At 36.1% G+C, this 17,407-nt stretch carries 16 protein-coding genes; 8 read left to right on the top strand and 8 right to left on the bottom strand.

The features are described 5' to 3' along the window. Positions 1 to 52 precede the first annotated feature (52 nt). Both H0S70_RS05255 and H0S70_RS05250 read right to left on the bottom strand, forming a co-directional pair. Positions 53 to 805: a polysaccharide deacetylase family protein gene (locus H0S70_RS05255; RefSeq protein WP_188321951.1), complete on the bottom strand. Its 753-nt coding sequence runs from the start codon at positions 803 to 805 to the stop codon at positions 53 to 55. 6 nt (positions 806 to 811) lie between these two features. After that, complete coding sequence (locus H0S70_RS05250; protein WP_188321950.1) at positions 812 to 1,774, bottom strand: NAD-dependent epimerase/dehydratase family protein; 963 nt, start codon at positions 1,772 to 1,774, stop codon at positions 812 to 814. A 154-nt stretch (positions 1,775 to 1,928) separates the two neighbouring features. Between H0S70_RS05250 and ggt the strand changes: the two genes are divergently transcribed. Further along, positions 1,929 to 3,614: a gamma-glutamyltransferase gene (gene ggt, locus H0S70_RS05245; RefSeq protein ID WP_188321949.1), complete on the top strand. Its 1,686-nt coding sequence runs from the start codon at positions 1,929 to 1,931 to the stop codon at positions 3,612 to 3,614. A gap of 11 nt (positions 3,615 to 3,625) precedes the next feature. Here the strand turns inward: ggt and H0S70_RS05240 are convergent, their stop codons facing one another. The 3 genes from H0S70_RS05240 to gyrB all read right to left on the bottom strand — a co-directional run bounded on the left by H0S70_RS05240 (position 3,626) and on the right by gyrB (position 7,366). After that, positions 3,626 to 4,477 (bottom strand): diacylglycerol/lipid kinase family protein, encoded by an 852-nt coding sequence (locus H0S70_RS05240; RefSeq protein WP_188322192.1) that lies wholly within the window; start codon positions 4,475 to 4,477, stop codon positions 3,626 to 3,628. Positions 4,478 to 4,535: 58 nt separating this feature from the next. Further along, on the bottom strand, positions 4,536 to 5,345 hold the full coding sequence (locus H0S70_RS05235) for an RsiV family protein (RefSeq protein WP_188321948.1): 810 nt from the start codon (positions 5,343 to 5,345) through the stop codon (positions 4,536 to 4,538). A gap of 86 nt (positions 5,346 to 5,431) precedes the next feature. Next, positions 5,432 to 7,366 carry a DNA topoisomerase (ATP-hydrolyzing) subunit B gene (gyrB, locus tag H0S70_RS05230; protein ID WP_188321947.1) on the bottom strand — a complete coding sequence of 645 codons (1,935 nt, stop codon included), beginning with the start codon at positions 7,364 to 7,366 and terminating at the stop codon, positions 5,432 to 5,434. 307 nt (positions 7,367 to 7,673) lie between these two features. Here gyrB and H0S70_RS05225 point away from each other — a divergent pair, with 307 nt between their 5' ends. Further along, positions 7,674 to 9,017 carry a cytochrome ubiquinol oxidase subunit I gene (locus H0S70_RS05225; protein ID WP_188321946.1) on the top strand — a complete coding sequence of 448 codons (1,344 nt, stop codon included), beginning with the start codon at positions 7,674 to 7,676 and terminating at the stop codon, positions 9,015 to 9,017. Next, entirely contained in the window at positions 9,014 to 10,018 is a 1,005-nt protein-coding gene (locus H0S70_RS05220; protein ID WP_188321945.1) for a cytochrome d ubiquinol oxidase subunit II, read from the top strand. The genes H0S70_RS05225 and H0S70_RS05220 overlap by 4 nt, the downstream gene beginning before the upstream one ends. Positions 10,019 to 10,073: 55 nt before the next feature. Here H0S70_RS05220 and lysS read toward each other — a convergent pair whose 3' ends face one another. The 3 genes from lysS to H0S70_RS05205 all read right to left on the bottom strand — a co-directional run bounded on the left by lysS (position 10,074) and on the right by H0S70_RS05205 (position 12,493). Further along, a complete protein-coding gene (lysS, locus tag H0S70_RS05215) occupies positions 10,074 to 11,771 on the bottom strand; it encodes a lysine--tRNA ligase (RefSeq protein ID WP_188321944.1) in 1,698 nt (565 codons plus the stop codon). A 114-nt stretch (positions 11,772 to 11,885) separates the two neighbouring features. After that, entirely contained in the window at positions 11,886 to 12,299 is a 414-nt protein-coding gene (locus H0S70_RS05210) for a c-type cytochrome (RefSeq protein ID WP_188321943.1), read from the bottom strand. Between the two features lie 5 nt (positions 12,300 to 12,304). Beyond that, positions 12,305 to 12,493, bottom strand: coding sequence for a hypothetical protein (locus H0S70_RS05205; protein ID WP_188321942.1), 189 nt, complete (start codon positions 12,491 to 12,493; stop codon positions 12,305 to 12,307). A gap of 382 nt (positions 12,494 to 12,875) precedes the next feature. On the opposite strand from H0S70_RS05205, the gene H0S70_RS05200 reads away from it, so the two are divergent. Genes H0S70_RS05200 through H0S70_RS05180 form a run of 5 tightly spaced genes read left to right on the top strand, consistent with a single transcriptional unit; the run spans position 12,876 to position 17,361 of the window. Further along, complete coding sequence (locus H0S70_RS05200; RefSeq protein WP_188321941.1) at positions 12,876 to 14,297, top strand: anthranilate synthase component I family protein; 1,422 nt, start codon at positions 12,876 to 12,878, stop codon at positions 14,295 to 14,297. A gap of 19 nt (positions 14,298 to 14,316) precedes the next feature. Next, positions 14,317 to 14,880 carry an anthranilate synthase component II gene (locus tag H0S70_RS05195; protein WP_188321940.1) on the top strand — a complete coding sequence of 188 codons (564 nt, stop codon included), beginning with the start codon at positions 14,317 to 14,319 and terminating at the stop codon, positions 14,878 to 14,880. Between the two features lie 25 nt (positions 14,881 to 14,905). Further along, complete coding sequence (gene trpD, locus H0S70_RS05190; RefSeq protein WP_188321939.1) at positions 14,906 to 15,892, top strand: anthranilate phosphoribosyltransferase; 987 nt, start codon at positions 14,906 to 14,908, stop codon at positions 15,890 to 15,892. A gap of 1 nt (position 15,893) precedes the next feature. Continuing rightward, a complete protein-coding gene (gene trpC, locus H0S70_RS05185; RefSeq protein ID WP_188321938.1) occupies positions 15,894 to 16,673 on the top strand; it encodes an indole-3-glycerol phosphate synthase TrpC in 780 nt (259 codons plus the stop codon). A gap of 49 nt (positions 16,674 to 16,722) precedes the next feature. Beyond that, positions 16,723 to 17,361 (top strand): phosphoribosylanthranilate isomerase, encoded by a 639-nt coding sequence (locus H0S70_RS05180; RefSeq protein ID WP_188321937.1) that lies wholly within the window; start codon positions 16,723 to 16,725, stop codon positions 17,359 to 17,361. The last annotated feature ends 46 nt before the right edge of the window (positions 17,362 to 17,407 follow it).

Genomic DNA, 17,407 nt, shown 5'->3' with positions numbered 1-17,407 from the left:
ATAAACTTTAATTACAAAAGTATACTTTAGTTTTTGCTTTATTATAGCCGAATTAAAACACAAAATCTTTCATCCTTGAAAATGCAAATTCATTCTCGTTCATCCATTGCAGGAAATCTTCTAATTTATTTTCCATTCTTCGACCAGAGTTGTATTTCCTGTAAAATGGAACTTGGAACTGGTGTTTTTCCAAATCGGTAAACTGCCATGAATTCAAATATATAAGAACAAAATCTTCGTTTTTTAAAGTTTCTACAACCATATTTTGGTAGAATTTCAGCGGAACTACCTGAAAAACAAAATCATTATAGGGAATTTGCGAATAAGGCGAAATGCTTTCAGGGATAATGCTCAAACCATTTTCTTCGAAGATTTCAGTGCTTCTTTTCAATCTTTTGAATGGAAAAAGAATATTGGCGTTTTCAATATTCGAGACGTAACTGAATTCTAAATTTTTCAGGTCATTTACAGAAACAGTAACATCTTTCTGCCGAATTCCACGGATAATTTTTTCAATGAAATCTTCCGTATTTCTTTTGACCGTTTCTATTTCCGAAATTTCCGAATTGTCATTATACAATGCGATTTCATGACCTTTGCTCACGATTTTTTTTATCAAAGGTTTCACTTTTTCTACGAGAGAAATCTCGATGAAAAATGAAGCCAAAACATGATGGTTTTCTAAAATTCGCAGAATGGAGGAGACGTTGTTTTCAGTGATTTTTAAAATTTTGTCATCATTAATCAGCTCGTTTTTTCTGAATTTCCGATGATGATTAATGATGTTGAAGGTTAGTAAAATCATTAAAAATTATTTTCCAAGTTTTATTTTGAGGTTTTTCAGCATGTCTTTGGTCATCGCAGTGATATCGAATTCGTAGGATAATCCCCAATCTTTTTTGGCAATGGAATCGTCTATTGAAGCCGGCCAAGAGTCTGCAATTGCCTGTCTGAAATCCGGTTGATAATCAATCTCGAAATCCGGCATTTCTTTTTTGATTTCTTCGGCCAATTCTTTTGGTGTAAACGACAATCCACCTAGATTATAAGAACCTCGAACAGTTAAATTTTCTTTTGGCGCATCCATTAATTTCAAGGTTGCATTGATGGCATCGTCCATATAAAGCATCGGCATTGCTGTATTTTCAGAGATAAAACTGGTGTATTTACCTTGTTCTACTGCTTCATAAAAAATTTCGACAGCATAATCTGTTGTTCCTCCACCGGCAGGGGTTTTCCAGGAAATCAAACCAGGATATCGAATGCTTCTTATATCTACACCAAATTTATCGTAGTAATATTCGCACCATTTTTCTCCCGCCATTTTCGAAATTCCGTAAACGGTTGTTGGATTCAAAACTACATCTTGACCTACATTTTCTTTCGGAATTCCTTTCCCAAATACAGCGATGGAACTTGGCCAAAAAATTTTCTTCAGCATTCCTTCTCTTGCCATTTCGCAGAAATTCAATAATGGTTCTACATTCAGTTTCCATGCAAAAAGTGGCTGTTTCTCGGAAGTTCCGGAAAGCAATGACGCCAAATGATAAACCGTGGTAATTTCATAATCTTTCACAATTTGGCGAACGAGTTGGGTATTGCTTACATCCATTCTTTCATAAAATCCGGCAGAAGTGAGGTTTTTGTCCCAGCGATCGAGGCCGGAAGCAATTACGTTTTCTGCACCATGAATTTTAACCAAACGATTGGTAAGTTCTGTTCCAATTTGTCCGAGAGCTCCTGTGATAAGAATTTTTTCCGTGTAGGATTCCATTTTGTGAATTTAGATTTACAGTTAAGCAAATTTAAAAATTTTAAGCAATTACCGATGATGAAATTGGTAAATAATTATCAATGTTAAAACTTTATTCTACTACAATACTTGATCGTAAAGCCCTTTTTTCTGTATTTTTGTTGAAATTTCCATTATGAAAAAATCACTTTTCCTACTTGTATTTTCTGCGAATGCTGTTTTTGCACAGTTTACCGATTTTAATATTATTAAAGAAATTCATACCCAAAATAAAGGATTGGTCGTTTCCGCACATCCACTTGCGAGTGAAGCCGGAGCGAAAATTATGAAAATGGGCGGAAATGCTTATGATGCAGCGATTGCAACTCAATACGCATTGGCGGTAGTTTATCCGCAAGCCGGAAATATTGGCGGTGGTGGTTTTTTGGTTGGTGTAAAAAATAATGGCGAAAAATTCACGATAGATTTTCGAGAAACAGCTCCTGCAAGGGCTTCTAGAGATATGTATCTCGATAAAAACGGAAAAGCAAACACTGATCTTTCCCAAAATGGAAGATTAGCGGTAGGGATTCCTGGTTCTATTGCCGGATTTTATGCGACTTTGAAACACGCAAAACTTCCGATGGAAAAGCTGATTCAACCTGCAATTGATTTGGCTGAACAAGGTTTTGCCATTACCGAAAAAGAAGCTCGTTTGTTGAATGATCAAATGAAACATTTTAATGAACACAATAAAATAAAAACTGTTTTCCAAAAAAATGAACCTTGGAAACAAGGCGATATCTTGGTGCAAAAAGATTTAGCAGAAACACTGAAAAGAATTCAAAAATATGGGGAGAAAGGTTTCTATGAAGGCAAAACAGCTGAATTAATCGTTGCCGAAATGAAACGCGGAAACGGAATTATTACTTTAAATGATTTGAAAAATTATAAAGTTGCCGAAAGAAAACCTATTGTTTTTGATTATAAAGGTAATGAAGTTGTTTCAATGCCATTGCCTTCAAGTGGTGGAATTTTATTGGCACAAATGCTGAAAATGGCGAGCTACGAAAATCTCGAAAAATATCAACAAAATTCTGCTGAAGCAGTTCAAATTATGGTAGAAGCAGAAAGACGAGCTTTTGCTGATAGAGCCGAATTCATGGGAGATCCCAACTTTATAGAAGATAAAACACAAATGCTGATTTCCGATTCTTATTTAAAAAATCGTTGGAAATCTTTCAATAAAAATCTGGCAACGCCAAGTTCGGAAGTCGGAAAAATTATTCCTCAACCGAAAGAGTCCACAGAAACCACACACATTTCGATTATTGACAAAGAAGGCAACGCAGTAGCGATTACCACTACATTGAACGGATATTATGGAAGCAAAGTTGTTGTCGCAGGAGCCGGATTTTTCTTAAATAACGAAATGGACGACTTTTCCATAAAACCGGGAGTTCCGAATATGTTTGGGGCAGTTGGTGGTGAAGCTAATAAAATTGAACCCGGAAAAAGAATGCTTTCCTCGATGACACCAACGATTGTCCTGAAAAATGGTAAACCTTATATTGTAGTGGGAACACCGGGCGGAACTACCATTCCAACATCGGTTTACCAGTCGATTGTGAATGTTCTTGATTTTAAATTGAACCCAAATTTATCCGTAAATGCTCCTAAATTTCACCATCAGTGGCTACCAGAAACAATTGCGGTTGAAAAAGGTTTTCCGGAAAGCACGATTAAAGCTTTAGAAAGTAAAAATTATAAATTTGACAGAATTAACCAAATTGGGAAAACCGAAATAATTGTAATCAACGAAAACGGAAACGCAACCGCTGTAGCAGATGGACGTGGCGATGATTCGGTGGCTACAGAATAAGGAGTTTCTAATTACACCAAAATTCTTAAACTCTTCGGTAAAACTTTGATGTGAACCGGAGATTTTATTTTGTTGAATTCTCCGTCAAGATGCCAATTTTTTGTGGAAACCTTAAATTCAATTTCCGAAACTGGTAAGTAGGTTACATAATCGTCGTCTCTGAGGCGTTTTGTGAACATTCGAAATGCGAAAAATGGCGAATAGGTAAGTGGAAATTTCTTCACCAGAACCAAATCTACCAAGCCATCACTTTTGCTCGCTTTCGGAGCGATGTATGCATTATTCCCGAATTGGCGGGTATTTGCGATGTTCAGCATCAAATATTTTCCGTTGTATTGTTTATAATTCTCGGTGATGAATTTTACTTTGATCGGTTTATAATTAAAAAAAGTTTGGATAGAAACTTTAATATAATTTTTGAAACCACGCTCCGTTTTTTCGAATTCCTTAACTACTTTTCCGTCAAAACCAGTTCCTGAAACATTGATCGACAGTTTGTCGTTGACTAAAAATGTATCAATATTTCTGGAATTTTTTGTTTTAATTTTATCTAAAAGTTGATTTAAATTTTTGGAAAAATGGGTTTCATTTGAAAATCCATTGCCGGAACCAGCAGGGAAAATTGCCAGAATTTTGTCAGTATTAATTAATTTTTGAGCAACGGTAGAAATGGTTCCGTCGCCACCAACTGCCACGAAAATATCGACCCTGTCGAAGTTTTCACGTATAAAATCGAAAGTGCCTTCAATGGATTCTGAAATGTAATATATCGGATTTCCAACTTTTTTTAAGAGTGCATCCAGAAAAGGTTGATAATTTTTTTTCGCTGAAAAAGGATTGATGATGAAGGCGACTTTTTCCATAAGAATAAGATTAAAATGCCTGATAAAATGGTGTTTCATCAGGCTTCTCTATTTTTTATTAAAGTTTCAGTCTCGTTTTGAACTCGTCGTTTAAAAATGGTTTTATTTCCGAAAGCGGAATTTTTATGAGAACTGGACCAGCGGCGTATGCGGCAATTTCATATTGATTATAAAGGAAATAAAGATATTCCTTGTCGAAGTAAAAATTGTTATTCAGTGGTATTTCTTTTACCAAAAGCGCTGCTGCCTGTCCTTTTTCTAAATCATTTTTTAGAAAATGATCCATCAAAATACGGCTCCAAATTTCCGCATCTTGAACTTTCAAAATATCAGAAAGCTGCAGAGTTTTGTTCGTTTTTAAATCAAAAACTTTATAAATTTCGTTGTAATAGCCATGTGCGCCACCGGTGTAGCCACTCGCAGTATATTGAATGGTTATGAAATCGTCCATTTTGGAAAACATCTTCATGTCGGAAGTTTGATCCCAGGTTTGCTCAAAATCAGGCTTCCAATCAGTAATGTTTTCTTTAGAATTCTGGAAAAAATCTGTTTTTTGCTTCTCGAGAGCTTCCAGAATTTGATCTTTTGAATAAGATTCCAATTTAATGTTCATTGGCGAATAGACACTGTCGAGAACCGTTTTATTCGAAATATTCGGGAAAACCAACGCTTTCGATTGGAAAATTGTGGAAAGATTTTTATCGATCTTCAAAGAATCGGTAACTTTTACGGAATCGATTGCGAAAACTGGTGTGGAAACTACTGTAGAATCGGATTTTACGGAATTTTCTGATGTTTGTTTTTCAGGTTTTGTACAACTGAAAAATAATAAAAATGCGGCGGAAGTAATAATTAAAGTTTTCTTCATTTTCATGGTGTTTGATGATTAAACTTTTGAGCAAAAAACCGTCCAAAATGAACGGTTTTATTGAGATAATATGTTAAATTTTCATTTTAAACATCAATTTTTGCGTAGATTGCATTTTTCTCAATGAATTCTCTTCTTGGAGGTACTTCATCACCCATTAACATCGAGAAGACGTTGTCAGCATCGGCTAAACTTTCAATGGTAACTTGTTTCAAGATTCTATTTTCAGGGTTCAATGTAGTTTCCCAAAGTTGTTCAGGATTCATTTCCCCAAGACCTTTGTATCGTTGAACTTCCACACCTTTTCCGTCCGGAGCCATTTCCGAAGTAAGGTCTTCGCGCTCCTTCTCGTTGTAGGCGTACACTTTTTTGTTTCCTTTTTTCAACAAATAGAGTGGTGGTTGTGCGATATAAATGTATCCGTTTTCGATGAGTTCTTTCATATAACGGAAGAAGAACGTTAAAATCAACGTAGAAATGTGCGATCCATCAATATCCGCATCGGTCATAATCACGATTTTGTGATAACGTAGTTTGGAAATATTGAGTGCTTTGGAGTCTTCTTCAGTACCTACAGAAACGCCAAGAGCGGTGTAGATGTTTTTGATTTCTTCATTGTCATAAACCTTGTGAAGCATTGATTTTTCAACGTTCAAAATTTTACCTCTTAAAGGAAGAATTGCCTGGAAATGACGGTCTCGGCCTTGTTTAGCTGTACCACCTGCGGAATCTCCCTCCACGAGGAATAATTCGGAAATTTCCGGATCTTTCGATGAACAATCAGAAAGTTTTCCGGGAAGTCCGCTTCCGCCCATTGGGGATTTTCTTTGAACTAGTTCTCTTGCTTTTTTCGCTGCTTGTCTTGCCTTTGCTGCTAAAACAACTTTCTGTACGATGATTTTCGCTTCGTTAGGGTTTTCTTCCAAGAAATTGGTAAGCATTTCGCCTACGATTTTATCTACCGCTCCCGAAACTTCGGAGTTACCGAGTTTGGTTTTGGTTTGTCCCTCGAACTGTGGTTCCATTACTTTTACTGAAATCACGGCAGTTAAACCTTCTCTAAAGTCATCACCGGTAACTTCTACTTTTTCTTTAGCAGGGATTCCTAATTCGTCAGCAAATTTTTTCAAAGTTCTCGTTAAAGCTCTTCTAAAACCGGCTAGGTGAGTTCCACCTTCATGGGTGTTGATATTGTTGACGTATGAGTGAAGATTTTCGTTATAAGAAGTGTTGTATCGCATCGCAACTTCTACCGGGATATCATCTTTTTCACCTTCCATGAAGATCACATTGCTCATGATCGATTCGCGGTTACCGTCGATAAATTCTACGAATTCTTTTAAACCGCCTTCAGAGTGGAAGATTTCAGATTTGAAATTTCCGTCTTCCAGTTTTTCTCTTTCATCAGTTAAAGTGATCGTAATACCTTTGTTTAGGTAAGAAAGCTCTCTTAATCTGCTTGCTAAAGTGTCGTAATTGTACACCAATTCGGTGAAGATGGTATCATCGGGTTGGAAGAATTGTTTGGTTCCTCTTTTGTCGCTGTGTCCAATTTCGGTTACTTCGGTTTGTGCTTTACCTTTAGAATAGGTTTGTTGGTAGATGTTTCCGTCACGGTAAACTGTGGTAATCATTACATTAGAAAGTGCATTCACACACGATACCCCAACTCCGTGCAGACCTCCGGAAACTTTATAGGAATCTTTATCAAATTTTCCTCCTGCACCAATCTTCGTCATCACGACTTCCAAAGCCGATTTTTGTTCTTTTTCGTGTAAATCTACTGGGATTCCACGCCCGTTATCGCTTACTTCTATTGCATTACCTTCTTTGATGGTAACGGTAATCGAGTCACAATAACCTGCTAAAGCTTCATCAATAGAGTTATCTACTACTTCATAAACCAAATGGTGAAGTCCTCTACTACCTACATCACCAATGTACATGGAAGGACGCATTCTCACGTGCTCCATTCCTTCTAATGCCTGAATACTACTTGCTGTATACTGTTTGTTGCTCATATTTTTATAGATTCTTAAAGATCCCGAAATCGAAATTTCAGATACTTTTATTCCTCTTTTTTATTGTTGTTTTTCTTTAAAAATGCTTACAAATATCGTGATTTTTTTCGAGGTAAAAAAGTTAATTCTTCCCAAAAAACACAAGAAGTTTTCCACAACAAAACCTTTCTTTTCGAAAGATGATTTTTAGCTTTAATTATTTAAAAAATAAACAAAAAATATCAATTAAAATCGAAAATAACTGTGATAAATCATGTTTATTATTGAAGGTTAATGTTTACTTTTATTGACCCAAAATTTCAAAATCATGGATGATTTCATTGCAGCGCGTTCGCAGATGGCGATGTCGCTTGGTTTTCACATTATTTTTTCCTGTGTTGGTATGGTGATGCCATTTCTGATGGCATTCGCTCACTGGAAATATTTGAAAACCGGAAACCTCGTCTACAAAGGACTTACCAAAGCTTGGAGCAAAGGTGTGGCAATTTTGTTTGCAACAGGCGCTGTTTCCGGAACAATGCTTTCCTTTGAATTAGGATTGCTTTGGCCTGGATTTATGAAACACGCAGGTCCTATTTTCGGGATGCCTTTTTCATTGGAAGGAACTGCTTTTTTTATTGAGGCCATTGCATTGGGATTTTTTCTTTACGGTTGGGAAAAATTCAACAAATGGTTTCATTGGTTTTGTGGATTTCTGGTTGGCATCAGTGGTTTAGCTTCCGGAATTTTAGTTGTGGCGGCAAATGCTTGGATGAATTCGCCAACAGGTTTCGATTATATCGACGGGCAATATCAAAATATCGATCCGATCAAAGCAATGTTCAATGAGGCTTGGTTTCCACAGGCATTTCACATGACGGTTGCGGCTTTTTGTGCAACCGGATTTACGGTTGCTGGTGTTCATGCCTATTTAATTTTAAAAAAGAAAAATATTGAGTTTCATACCAAAGCATTCAAAATTGCTGCGGGTTTTGCCTTGATTGGCGCATTCGGAGCGCCATTGAGTGGTGATGTAGCTGCGAAATCGGTAGCAGAAAGACAACCGATCAAGTTAGCTGCGATGGAAGCTCATTTCGAAACAGAAAAAGGTGCAGCTTTCGTGATTGGAGGAATTCCGGATGAAGAAAAAGGTGAAATTAAATATGCATTAAAAATACCGAAAGTTTTGAGTTTTTTGGTCAGCAATGATTTTAATGCGGAAGTGAAAGGTTTGAAAGATTTTCCTCGTGACGAATGGCCGCCGGTTGCGGTGGTTCACTATGCTTTTCAAATCATGATTTTCTTTGGCGTGGTGATGATTATTATTGGTGGAATTTATTTGTTTGCGGTATTTTTTAAGAAAAATTGGCTCACCAAAAATTGGCTTTTGAAAATGTTCATGTTTGCAACGCCTTTTGGTTATATTGCATTGGAAGCTGGTTGGACGGTCACTGAAGTCGGTCGGCAACCATGGATTATTTACGGAATCATGCGAACTGCTGATGCGGTAACTCCGATGCCGGGAATTCAATATTCTTTTTATTTTTTCACCGCGATTTTTGTTTCGTTGTCGTGTATTATTATCTTTCTTTTAAGACGACAGATTCAAATGGTTCCGAAACTTTACGATCCTACCGACCCACAGTTTAATTCTAAAAACAAACCATCATGATCTACGTTGTAATAGGTTTTCTATGGCTTTCGATCTGTCTGTATATTATTTTTGGCGGAGCAGATTTTGGGGCGGGAATTGTGGAACTTTTTACCCGAAAAAGCAATCGTACCAAAACGAAAAAACTTATGTATGAGTCCATCGCACCTGTTTGGGAAGCTAATCACATGTGGCTGATTATTGCAATTGTGATTTTATTTGTAGGGTTTCCCGAAATTTATACTACGCTTTCCATTTATCTGCATATTCCTTTGGTTTTAATGCTTTTGGGAATTATCGCACGCGGAACGGCATTTACTTTCAGGCATTACGACGCGGTGAAAGACGATTGGCAAGAAGTTTATACTCAAATTTTTTACTATTCCAGTTTGCTTACTCCGTTTTTTTTAGGACTAATCGCAGCGGCTACGATTTCACATGCTATCAATCCGGAAGCTACGAATTTTCTAGATTTATATATCTTCAGCTGGTTGAATTGGTTTGGCGTTGCAGTAGGATGTTTTACGGTTTCTATCTGCGCTTATCTGGCTTCGGTTTTTGCGTTAAGAGAAACCAGCGATCGGCTTGAATTGAATTTAATGATAAAAAAATCTAAACAAACCATGGTTTTTGTGGTGATTACCGGAATTTTAGTTTTTCTTACCGCTTATTTGTCCAATATTCCTTTACTGGTCTGGGTTTTCTCGAAACCAATTGGGATTATTGCTTCGGTTTCTGCTACGATTTGTTTGTTTTTAATTTTAAGAGCGATGAAACGTGAAAAGTTATTTCCTGTAAGGATTTTAGCAGGTTTTCAGGTGGTGATGATTTTGGTTGCCGCGACTTATCAGCATAATCCAAATTTAATTCTTCTCGGAAACGGGGAGCATCTTTCTTTGCTAGAACATGCGGCTTCTGCGAAAACTATTTCTGCTTTGGGTTGGGCTTTGGTGTTGGGTTCAATGTTTATTCTACCGTTTTTGTTTTATTTGATGTTCTCTTTCAGCAGACAACGAAGGTAGTTTTAACAAAAAAAACGAACCGAAGTCCGTTTTTATATTCATATTTTATTGCTCATCAAAACAATTTCATCAAAACTTGATCTTCAGTTTTTTCAACTTTAATTAAATTGTTTTTGGTTAAATTTTTCGTCGCTTTGTCCCATTTTTTTCCGGAAAGCTGGCTTTTAGCTTTTACATCTGCCAAATTCATTGGCTCTTCTTGGGAATTTAGAATTTCTAAAAGCAATTTTTCATCCTCATCCAACTCGAACTGAGGAGCAACTTTTTCAGGTTTCATTTGTGGAAAAAGTAAAACTTCTTGGATGGATGCATTGTTCGTAAGGAACATAATTAGACGATCCATTCCGATTCCCAATCCCGATGTTGGCGGCATTCCGTATTCCAAAGCGCGAAGGAAATCGTTGTCGATAAACATTGCCTCATCGTCTCCTTTTTCGGAAAGTTTTAGTTGTTCTTCGAAACGTTCTCTTTGATCGATTGGGTCATTTAATTCTGAATATGCGTTTGCGACTTCTTTACCGCAAACCATTAATTCAAAACGCTCGGTTAATCCTTCCTTGCTTCTGTGTTTTTTGGTTAAAGGCGACATTTCGATCGGATAATCCGTAACAAACGTTGGTTGAATGAAGTTTCCTTCACATTTTTCTCCGAAGATTTCATCGATTAATTTCCCTTTACCCATTGTTTCGTTCACATCGATTCCGATGGATTTTGCGAAGTCGAACAGTTCTTGTTCAGTTCTTCCGGTGATATCGAAACCTGTGAATTTTAAAATAGCTTCGGTCATTGAAACCCTTGGATAAGGCGCTTTCCAGCTTATGGTATGTTCCCCGAAAGTAGATTCTGCACTTCCGTTTACTTGTGTCGCACAGTATTCTAATAGTTTTTCTGTGAAATCCATCATCCAATTGTAATCTTTGTACGCAACATAGATTTCCATTGCTGTAAATTCCGGGTTGTGGGTTCTGTCCATTCCTTCATTTCTGAAGTTTTTCGAGAATTCGTAAACTCCGTCAAAACCACCTACGATGAGTCTTTTCAGGTAAAGTTCATTGGCAATTCTTAAATATAATGGAATATCTAAAGCATTGTGATGGGTGATGAAAGGTTTTGCAGCAGCTCCGCCGGGAATCGATTGCAGGATTGGAGTTTCAACTTCAAAATAGCCTGCATCATTGAAAAACTGACGCATCGCGTTGAACATTTTAGTTCTTTTCACGAAAACTTCTTTTACATGAGGATTTACTGTTAAATCCACATAACGCTGTCTATATCTTAGTTCCGGATCGTTGAAAGCATCGTGAGTTACACCGTTTTCGTCGGTTCTGGGTTGAGGTAGTGGTCTTAATGATTTGGTCAGTAAGGTAAAGTTTTCAACCTTAACCGTCATTTCGCCAACTTGTGTTTTGAAGAGTTCTCCTTCAATTCCGATGATGTCGCCAATATCTAAAAGATGCTTGTAAACCTCATTATAAAGCGTTTTATCGTCACCTGGACAAATCTCGTCGCGGTTGAAATAAACCTGAATTCTTCCTTCAGAATCTTGCAGTTCAGCAAAACTGGCTTTACCTTGAATTCTACGGCTCATCAATCTACCTGCAATCTTCACTTTTTTACCTTCTGTAAAATCGTTCTTTATGGATTTGGTGGATTCTGTGATGTTGTATTCTTCCGCAGGGAAAGCGTTAATACCCATTTTTTCAAGGGTTGCCAACTTTTCTCTTCTAATGATTTCCTGTTCTGATAACTGCATGTTTTCTTGCTTTTTAAGTCTGCAAATTTAGGGAATTTCTCTGGATTTTTGATGTGTTTTTTCACAAAAAAAGCAGCCATTCATTGACTACTTCTTTATTTTTTTTCTTTGATTCTATTTTTTTAAACTCATGATGTAAGCCACCATTTTCTTCGCGTTCTCCGGACTCATGGCCGGATGCGCAGACATCGGCACACTGCCCCAAACGCCGCTTCCTCCATTGATGATTTTCCCAGCGAGCATTTCTGTATTTTCAGGAGTGTTTTCGTATTTTCCGGCAATATCCAGATAAGACGGACCAATGAGTTTTTCGCCGGTTTGATGACAAGTCATGCAATCTGCACCTTCCACCAAAGCTTTTCCTTCTTCGATGTTTTTGGTTAAATCTTCGATGGAATCCTTTTTCACGACAGGTTCCGGAGTTGAAGTTACCGTTACATTGCTGTGATCGGGAATAGATGAGGATTCAGATTTTGAACAGGAAACCATCAGCGAAATGGCGAAACCGAAAACCAAAGCTTTTTTCATAACATTTATTTTGCGGTTGCAGAATCTGTAGCTACCGGAGTTGCTGCGGCAGGAGCAGGAGCTGCTTTTGCAGTGTCAGTTACCGTTACTTCAGGTTCTTCCAACATCACGTTGCTTTCTGTTGTTGTTTCTTTTTTTGCGCAGCTTGCCAATACCAAACTTCCGATGAATGCGATTGCCAATAATTTTTTCATAATAAATTTAATTTGAGCAAAAATAGAAATTTCAAAATTAATTTTTCAATTTTAGTGATATAAATCGGAAACAGATTAATTAATTCTTATTTATAGTCAAGATCAAATATCCATTCACTGATATCTTCTTCAATGATAAGTGTAAAATTATGCGATGAAAGAACCGATCAATTATTTTTTTTAAATAAATGTAGTTTTTTTAAAAAACATTAATACATTTGTACCAATGAAAACAATCAACAATACAAACTGGTGGTGGCCTCAAAACTTTCAAAGTCTTGAGCATTACTCTTTTGTGTAAAAAATTATATTTTATCAAAAAATTAAAAGACTTTGACTTTATGTTGAAGTCTTTTTTTTATTCAAAAATCCAAACAATATCATGAAATTCAATCGAAATATTCAGCTGAAAACAACGGTGAAATCTACCTTGAGCGATCTCTTTACCCCCATTGGAATTTATTTGCGTTTACGTGATCAATTTCGGGATACCATACTTCTCGAAAGTGCCGGAAATCAAAATAATGATAACAATTTTTCGTTTATTGCTGTAAATGCCATTGCCGGAATCGAAATCAGAAATTACCAAGAAGCACACATCAAATTTCCACTCGAAAGTGCCGAAAAAATCAACATTGAAAAGGAAAAACTAACCGATTTGCTTCAAGATTTTTCTCAATCTTTCGAATGTGAAGAGCCCAATCTTCCAATCGGGAAATCCGCGCAAGGTTTTTTTGGCTACACTTCTTACGATGCGATTCCGTTTTTTGAAAATATAAAATTCAAAGAAGCTTCTGAGGAAAATAAGATTCCACTTTTGCGATATCGTCTCTATCAGTACGTGATTGCAATTAATCATCACAACGACGAAATGTCCCTCATTGAAAACAAAATCTCAGGATTAAAATCGGAGATCTCCGTCATTGAAAATTTAATTCAACAAAAAAATGCACCAATTTTTCCCTTCCAAAAAATAGGAGAGGAAGCATCGAATTTAACTGACGAAGAATACAGAGACGCTGTAGAAACTGCCAAAAAACACTGTTTCCGAGGTGATGTGTTTCAATTGGTTTTGAGCCGAAGATTTCAGCAGAAATTTATGGGAGACGAGTTCAATGTTTATCGGGCTTTGCGAAATATCAATCCTTCGCCGTATTTGTTTTTCTTCGATTATGGTGATTATAAACTTTTAGGTTCAAGTCCTGAAAGTCAGTTAATTATAAAAAATGGAAATGCAATTATTCACCCGATTGCTGGAACTTTTAAACGAACCGGAAATGTGGAAGAAGATTTGAAAGCCGCAGAAGAGCTTAAAAATGACGATAAAGAAAATGCGGAACACACGATGCTGGTTGATTTGGCGAGAAACGATTTAAGCATTTTCGGGAAAAATACCAAAGTGTCTAAATTGAAAGAAATTCAGTTTTTTTCACATGTAATTCACATGGTTTCTGAAGTTACGACTGAGGTTTCCGAAGATCAAAATCCTTATGAAATGATTGCAACCACCTTTCCGCAGGGCACATTAAGTGGCGCTCCAAAATACCGTGCAATGCAACTTATCGATGATTATGAAAAGACTTCCAGAAGCTATTACGGCGGATCTATTGGTTTTGTAGGTTTCGATGGAAGTTGTAATCAGGCGATTATGATCCGTACTTTTTTAAGTAAAAATAACACGCTATTTTACCAAGCCGGAGCCGGAATTGTCGCAAAATCTTCTGCTGAAAATGAACTTCAGGAAGTAAATAACAAATTGGGCGCTTTGAAAAAAGCCATCCTAAAAGCAGAAAAATTAGTATAAACAATTGAAAATTAATAAGATGAAAATATTAGTCCTTGATAATTACGACAGTTTTACATATAATTTGGTTCAAATGATTGAGCAAATTGTAAACGAAAAAATTGATGTTTTCAGAAACGATAAAATTTCTTTGGAAGAGGTCGAAAAATACGATAAAATCATACTTTCTCCTGGTCCCGGAATTCCGGAGGAAGCGGGAATACTTTTGGAATTGATTAAAAAATATGCACCTACGAAATCTATTTTCGGAGTTTGTCTGGGTCAGCAGGCGATTGCTGAAGCTTTTGGAGGAACTTTAATTAATCTTTCTGAGATTTACCATGGTGTTGCAACGGAATCCACCCAAATTAATCAACATAAGCTTTTTAAAAATTTACCTGAAACTTTAGAAGTCGGAAGGTATCATTCCTGGGCGGTAAATCCTGAAAATTTCCCTGATGAATTAGAAATTACCAGTGTAGATAAAAACGGAATGATTATGAGTTTAAAACATAAAAACTACGATGTACACGCTGTACAATACCATCCGGAAAGCATTTTAACTCCCAAAGGAAAACAAATTTTAGAAAATTTTCTGGCTTAAATTCCGAACCTTCAAATAATATAAAATGAAAGAGATATTACAATATTTATTCAACCATAATACGCTTTCAAAGTCCGAAGCGAAAGCGATTCTCACCGAAATTGCTCAAAATAAATTCAATGAAAATGAAGTAACCGCTTTTGTTACCGTTTTTTTGATGCGCAGCATTACGCTCGAAGAAATGGAAGGTTTTCGGGAAGCTTTGCTCAAACTTTCTGTTCCGGCGGATTTGGGAACTCATGATTTAGTAGATATCGTGGGAACTGGCGGCGACGGAAAAAATACTTTTAATATTTCCACATTGGCTAGTTTTGTGGTTGCCGGAGCCGGACAAAATGTTGCGAAACATGGAAATTACGGAGTTTCGACGATTTCCGGATCTTCAAATGTCTTGGAAGAATTGGGTTATCAATTCAAAACTAATTCCGAAGATTTACGCCAGGATTTGGAAAAAAGTAATATCTGTTTTCTTCATGCGCCCGTTTTCCATCCCGCTTTGCGATCGGTTGGACCTTTGCGAAAAGGATTGGGCTTGAGAACTTTTTTCAATATTCTAGGTCCTCTTGTTAATCCTGCGAAACCAAAATTTTCCATGATTGGCGTTTATAGTTTAGAAATTGCGAGGATTTATCAGTATTTGCTTCAAAAAAATCAAGAAAATTTCTTGCTCGTTCATTCGCTCGACGGATATGATGAAATTTCCTTGACTTCGGATACCAAAATTTTCGACAAAACGGGCGAATATATTTTTTCCGCAGAAGAATTAGGTTTCAGTACTATCAATCAAGAAAGCATTTTCGGTGGAAATTCAAAACAAGATGCAGCAAGAATTTTTAGAGATATTTTGGAAGGAAACGGAACTGAAGAACAAAATTCGGTGGTGATTGCGAACGCTGCGATGGCTTTAAAAAATACCGAAAAATTCGGTGGTTACGATGATTGTTTGGCCGCAGCTAAAGAAAGTTTAGAAAGTGGAAAAGCGTTGCAATGTTTAAAAAATCTATTGAATTAAGATGAATATTTTAGACAAAATTATCACAAGAAAAAAAGAAGAAATTTCTTTGTCTAAATCTCAAGTTTCTTTGAAAGACCTGAAAAATTCAGCTTTTTTTGAAAGGAAAACCTTTTCACTAAAGGACACTCTGGTTCAAAAGTCCGGAATTATCGCTGAGTTTAAAAGAAAATCGCCAAGCAAAGGAATTATAAATAATCAATCCGATGTTCTGGAAGTTGCGAAAACTTACGAAAAATGTGGAGCAAGTGGCATTTCTATATTAACAGATTCTGATTTTTTTGGTGGAAATTTTGACGATATTTTAAAAATTAGAAATGAAATTCAAATACCAATTTTGCGGAAAGATTTTATGATTGACGAATACCAGTTTTATGAAGCAAAATCCATCGGAGCAGATGTTGTTTTGCTGATTGCTGCGTGTTTGTCACCGGTTCAAGTTCAGGAATTTACGGAACTTTCCCATGAATTAGGACTGGAAGTTTTGCTCGAAATTCATACCGAAGAAGAATTGAAATGTTTTAATAAAAATATTGATTTGGTCGGAATTAATAATCGAAACTTGCAAGATTTCAAAGTGGATTTGCAGCATTCCGTGGATTTGAAAAACCTACTTCCAGCCGGAACTTTATCCATTGCAGAAAGTGGAATTTATAGTGTACAGGATTATCAATTTCTGAAGAGCAAAGGTTTTGATGGATTTCTGATGGGCGAATATTTTATGAAAAATGAAAATCCGGGACAGAAATTTGAGGAATTTATTTCACATTTAGCTAGGTAGAAATTTTAGAATTTAACCATTGAAAATAGCTTTAGAAAGTATTTAAAAGATGAAATTAAAAGTATGTGGATTAACAAAACTCGATCAAATTCAGGAATTAATTTCTTTGGAAGTAGATTTCTTGGGCTTTATTTTTTATGAAAAATCACCGAGATATGTTCTTAATCATTTAAACTTAAAAGAAATATCGGAAATTCCGCATGCAGGTAAAGTTGGAGTTTTTGTGAATGAAACGATTGAAAATGTGATTGATTTTTCAGTGAAAGCAAATCTTAATTTTATTCAACTTCATGGTGATGAGGACGATCATTATATTGCGAATTTGAAAAATAATTTGCCTAACCAAATTAAAATGATCAAAGTAATCAGAATTGGAAATCAAACTTCAGAAGAACTCCAAAAAAACATTAATCAACAACCATCAACTATTAATTATCTGCTGTTTGATACCGATTCCAAAGCTTTCGGAGGAACAGGAAAAACTTTTGATTGGAAAATTTTGAATGAAGTAGAAATCTCTATTCCATATTTTCTAAGCGGTGGAATTTCTTTAGAAAACGTCCATCAAATCCCAACGATAAACACTCATCCTTTTTCCCTCGATATCAATTCCAAATTTGAATTGGAGCCGGGGATGAAAAATTTAGATAAAATAAAAGAATTTATAAAATCGTATAATGTGGTATAATGTAAAATAAGTTTAGTAATAGATTTTAAAACCGTTGTACAAAATA

This window comes from Chryseobacterium manosquense, assembly GCF_014623485.1.
Taxonomy (GTDB): domain Bacteria; phylum Bacteroidota; class Bacteroidia; order Flavobacteriales; family Weeksellaceae; genus Kaistella; species Kaistella haifensis.
The sequence above is the reverse complement of the archived record's forward strand: the minus strand, read 5'-3'. Positions and strand labels throughout refer to the sequence as shown.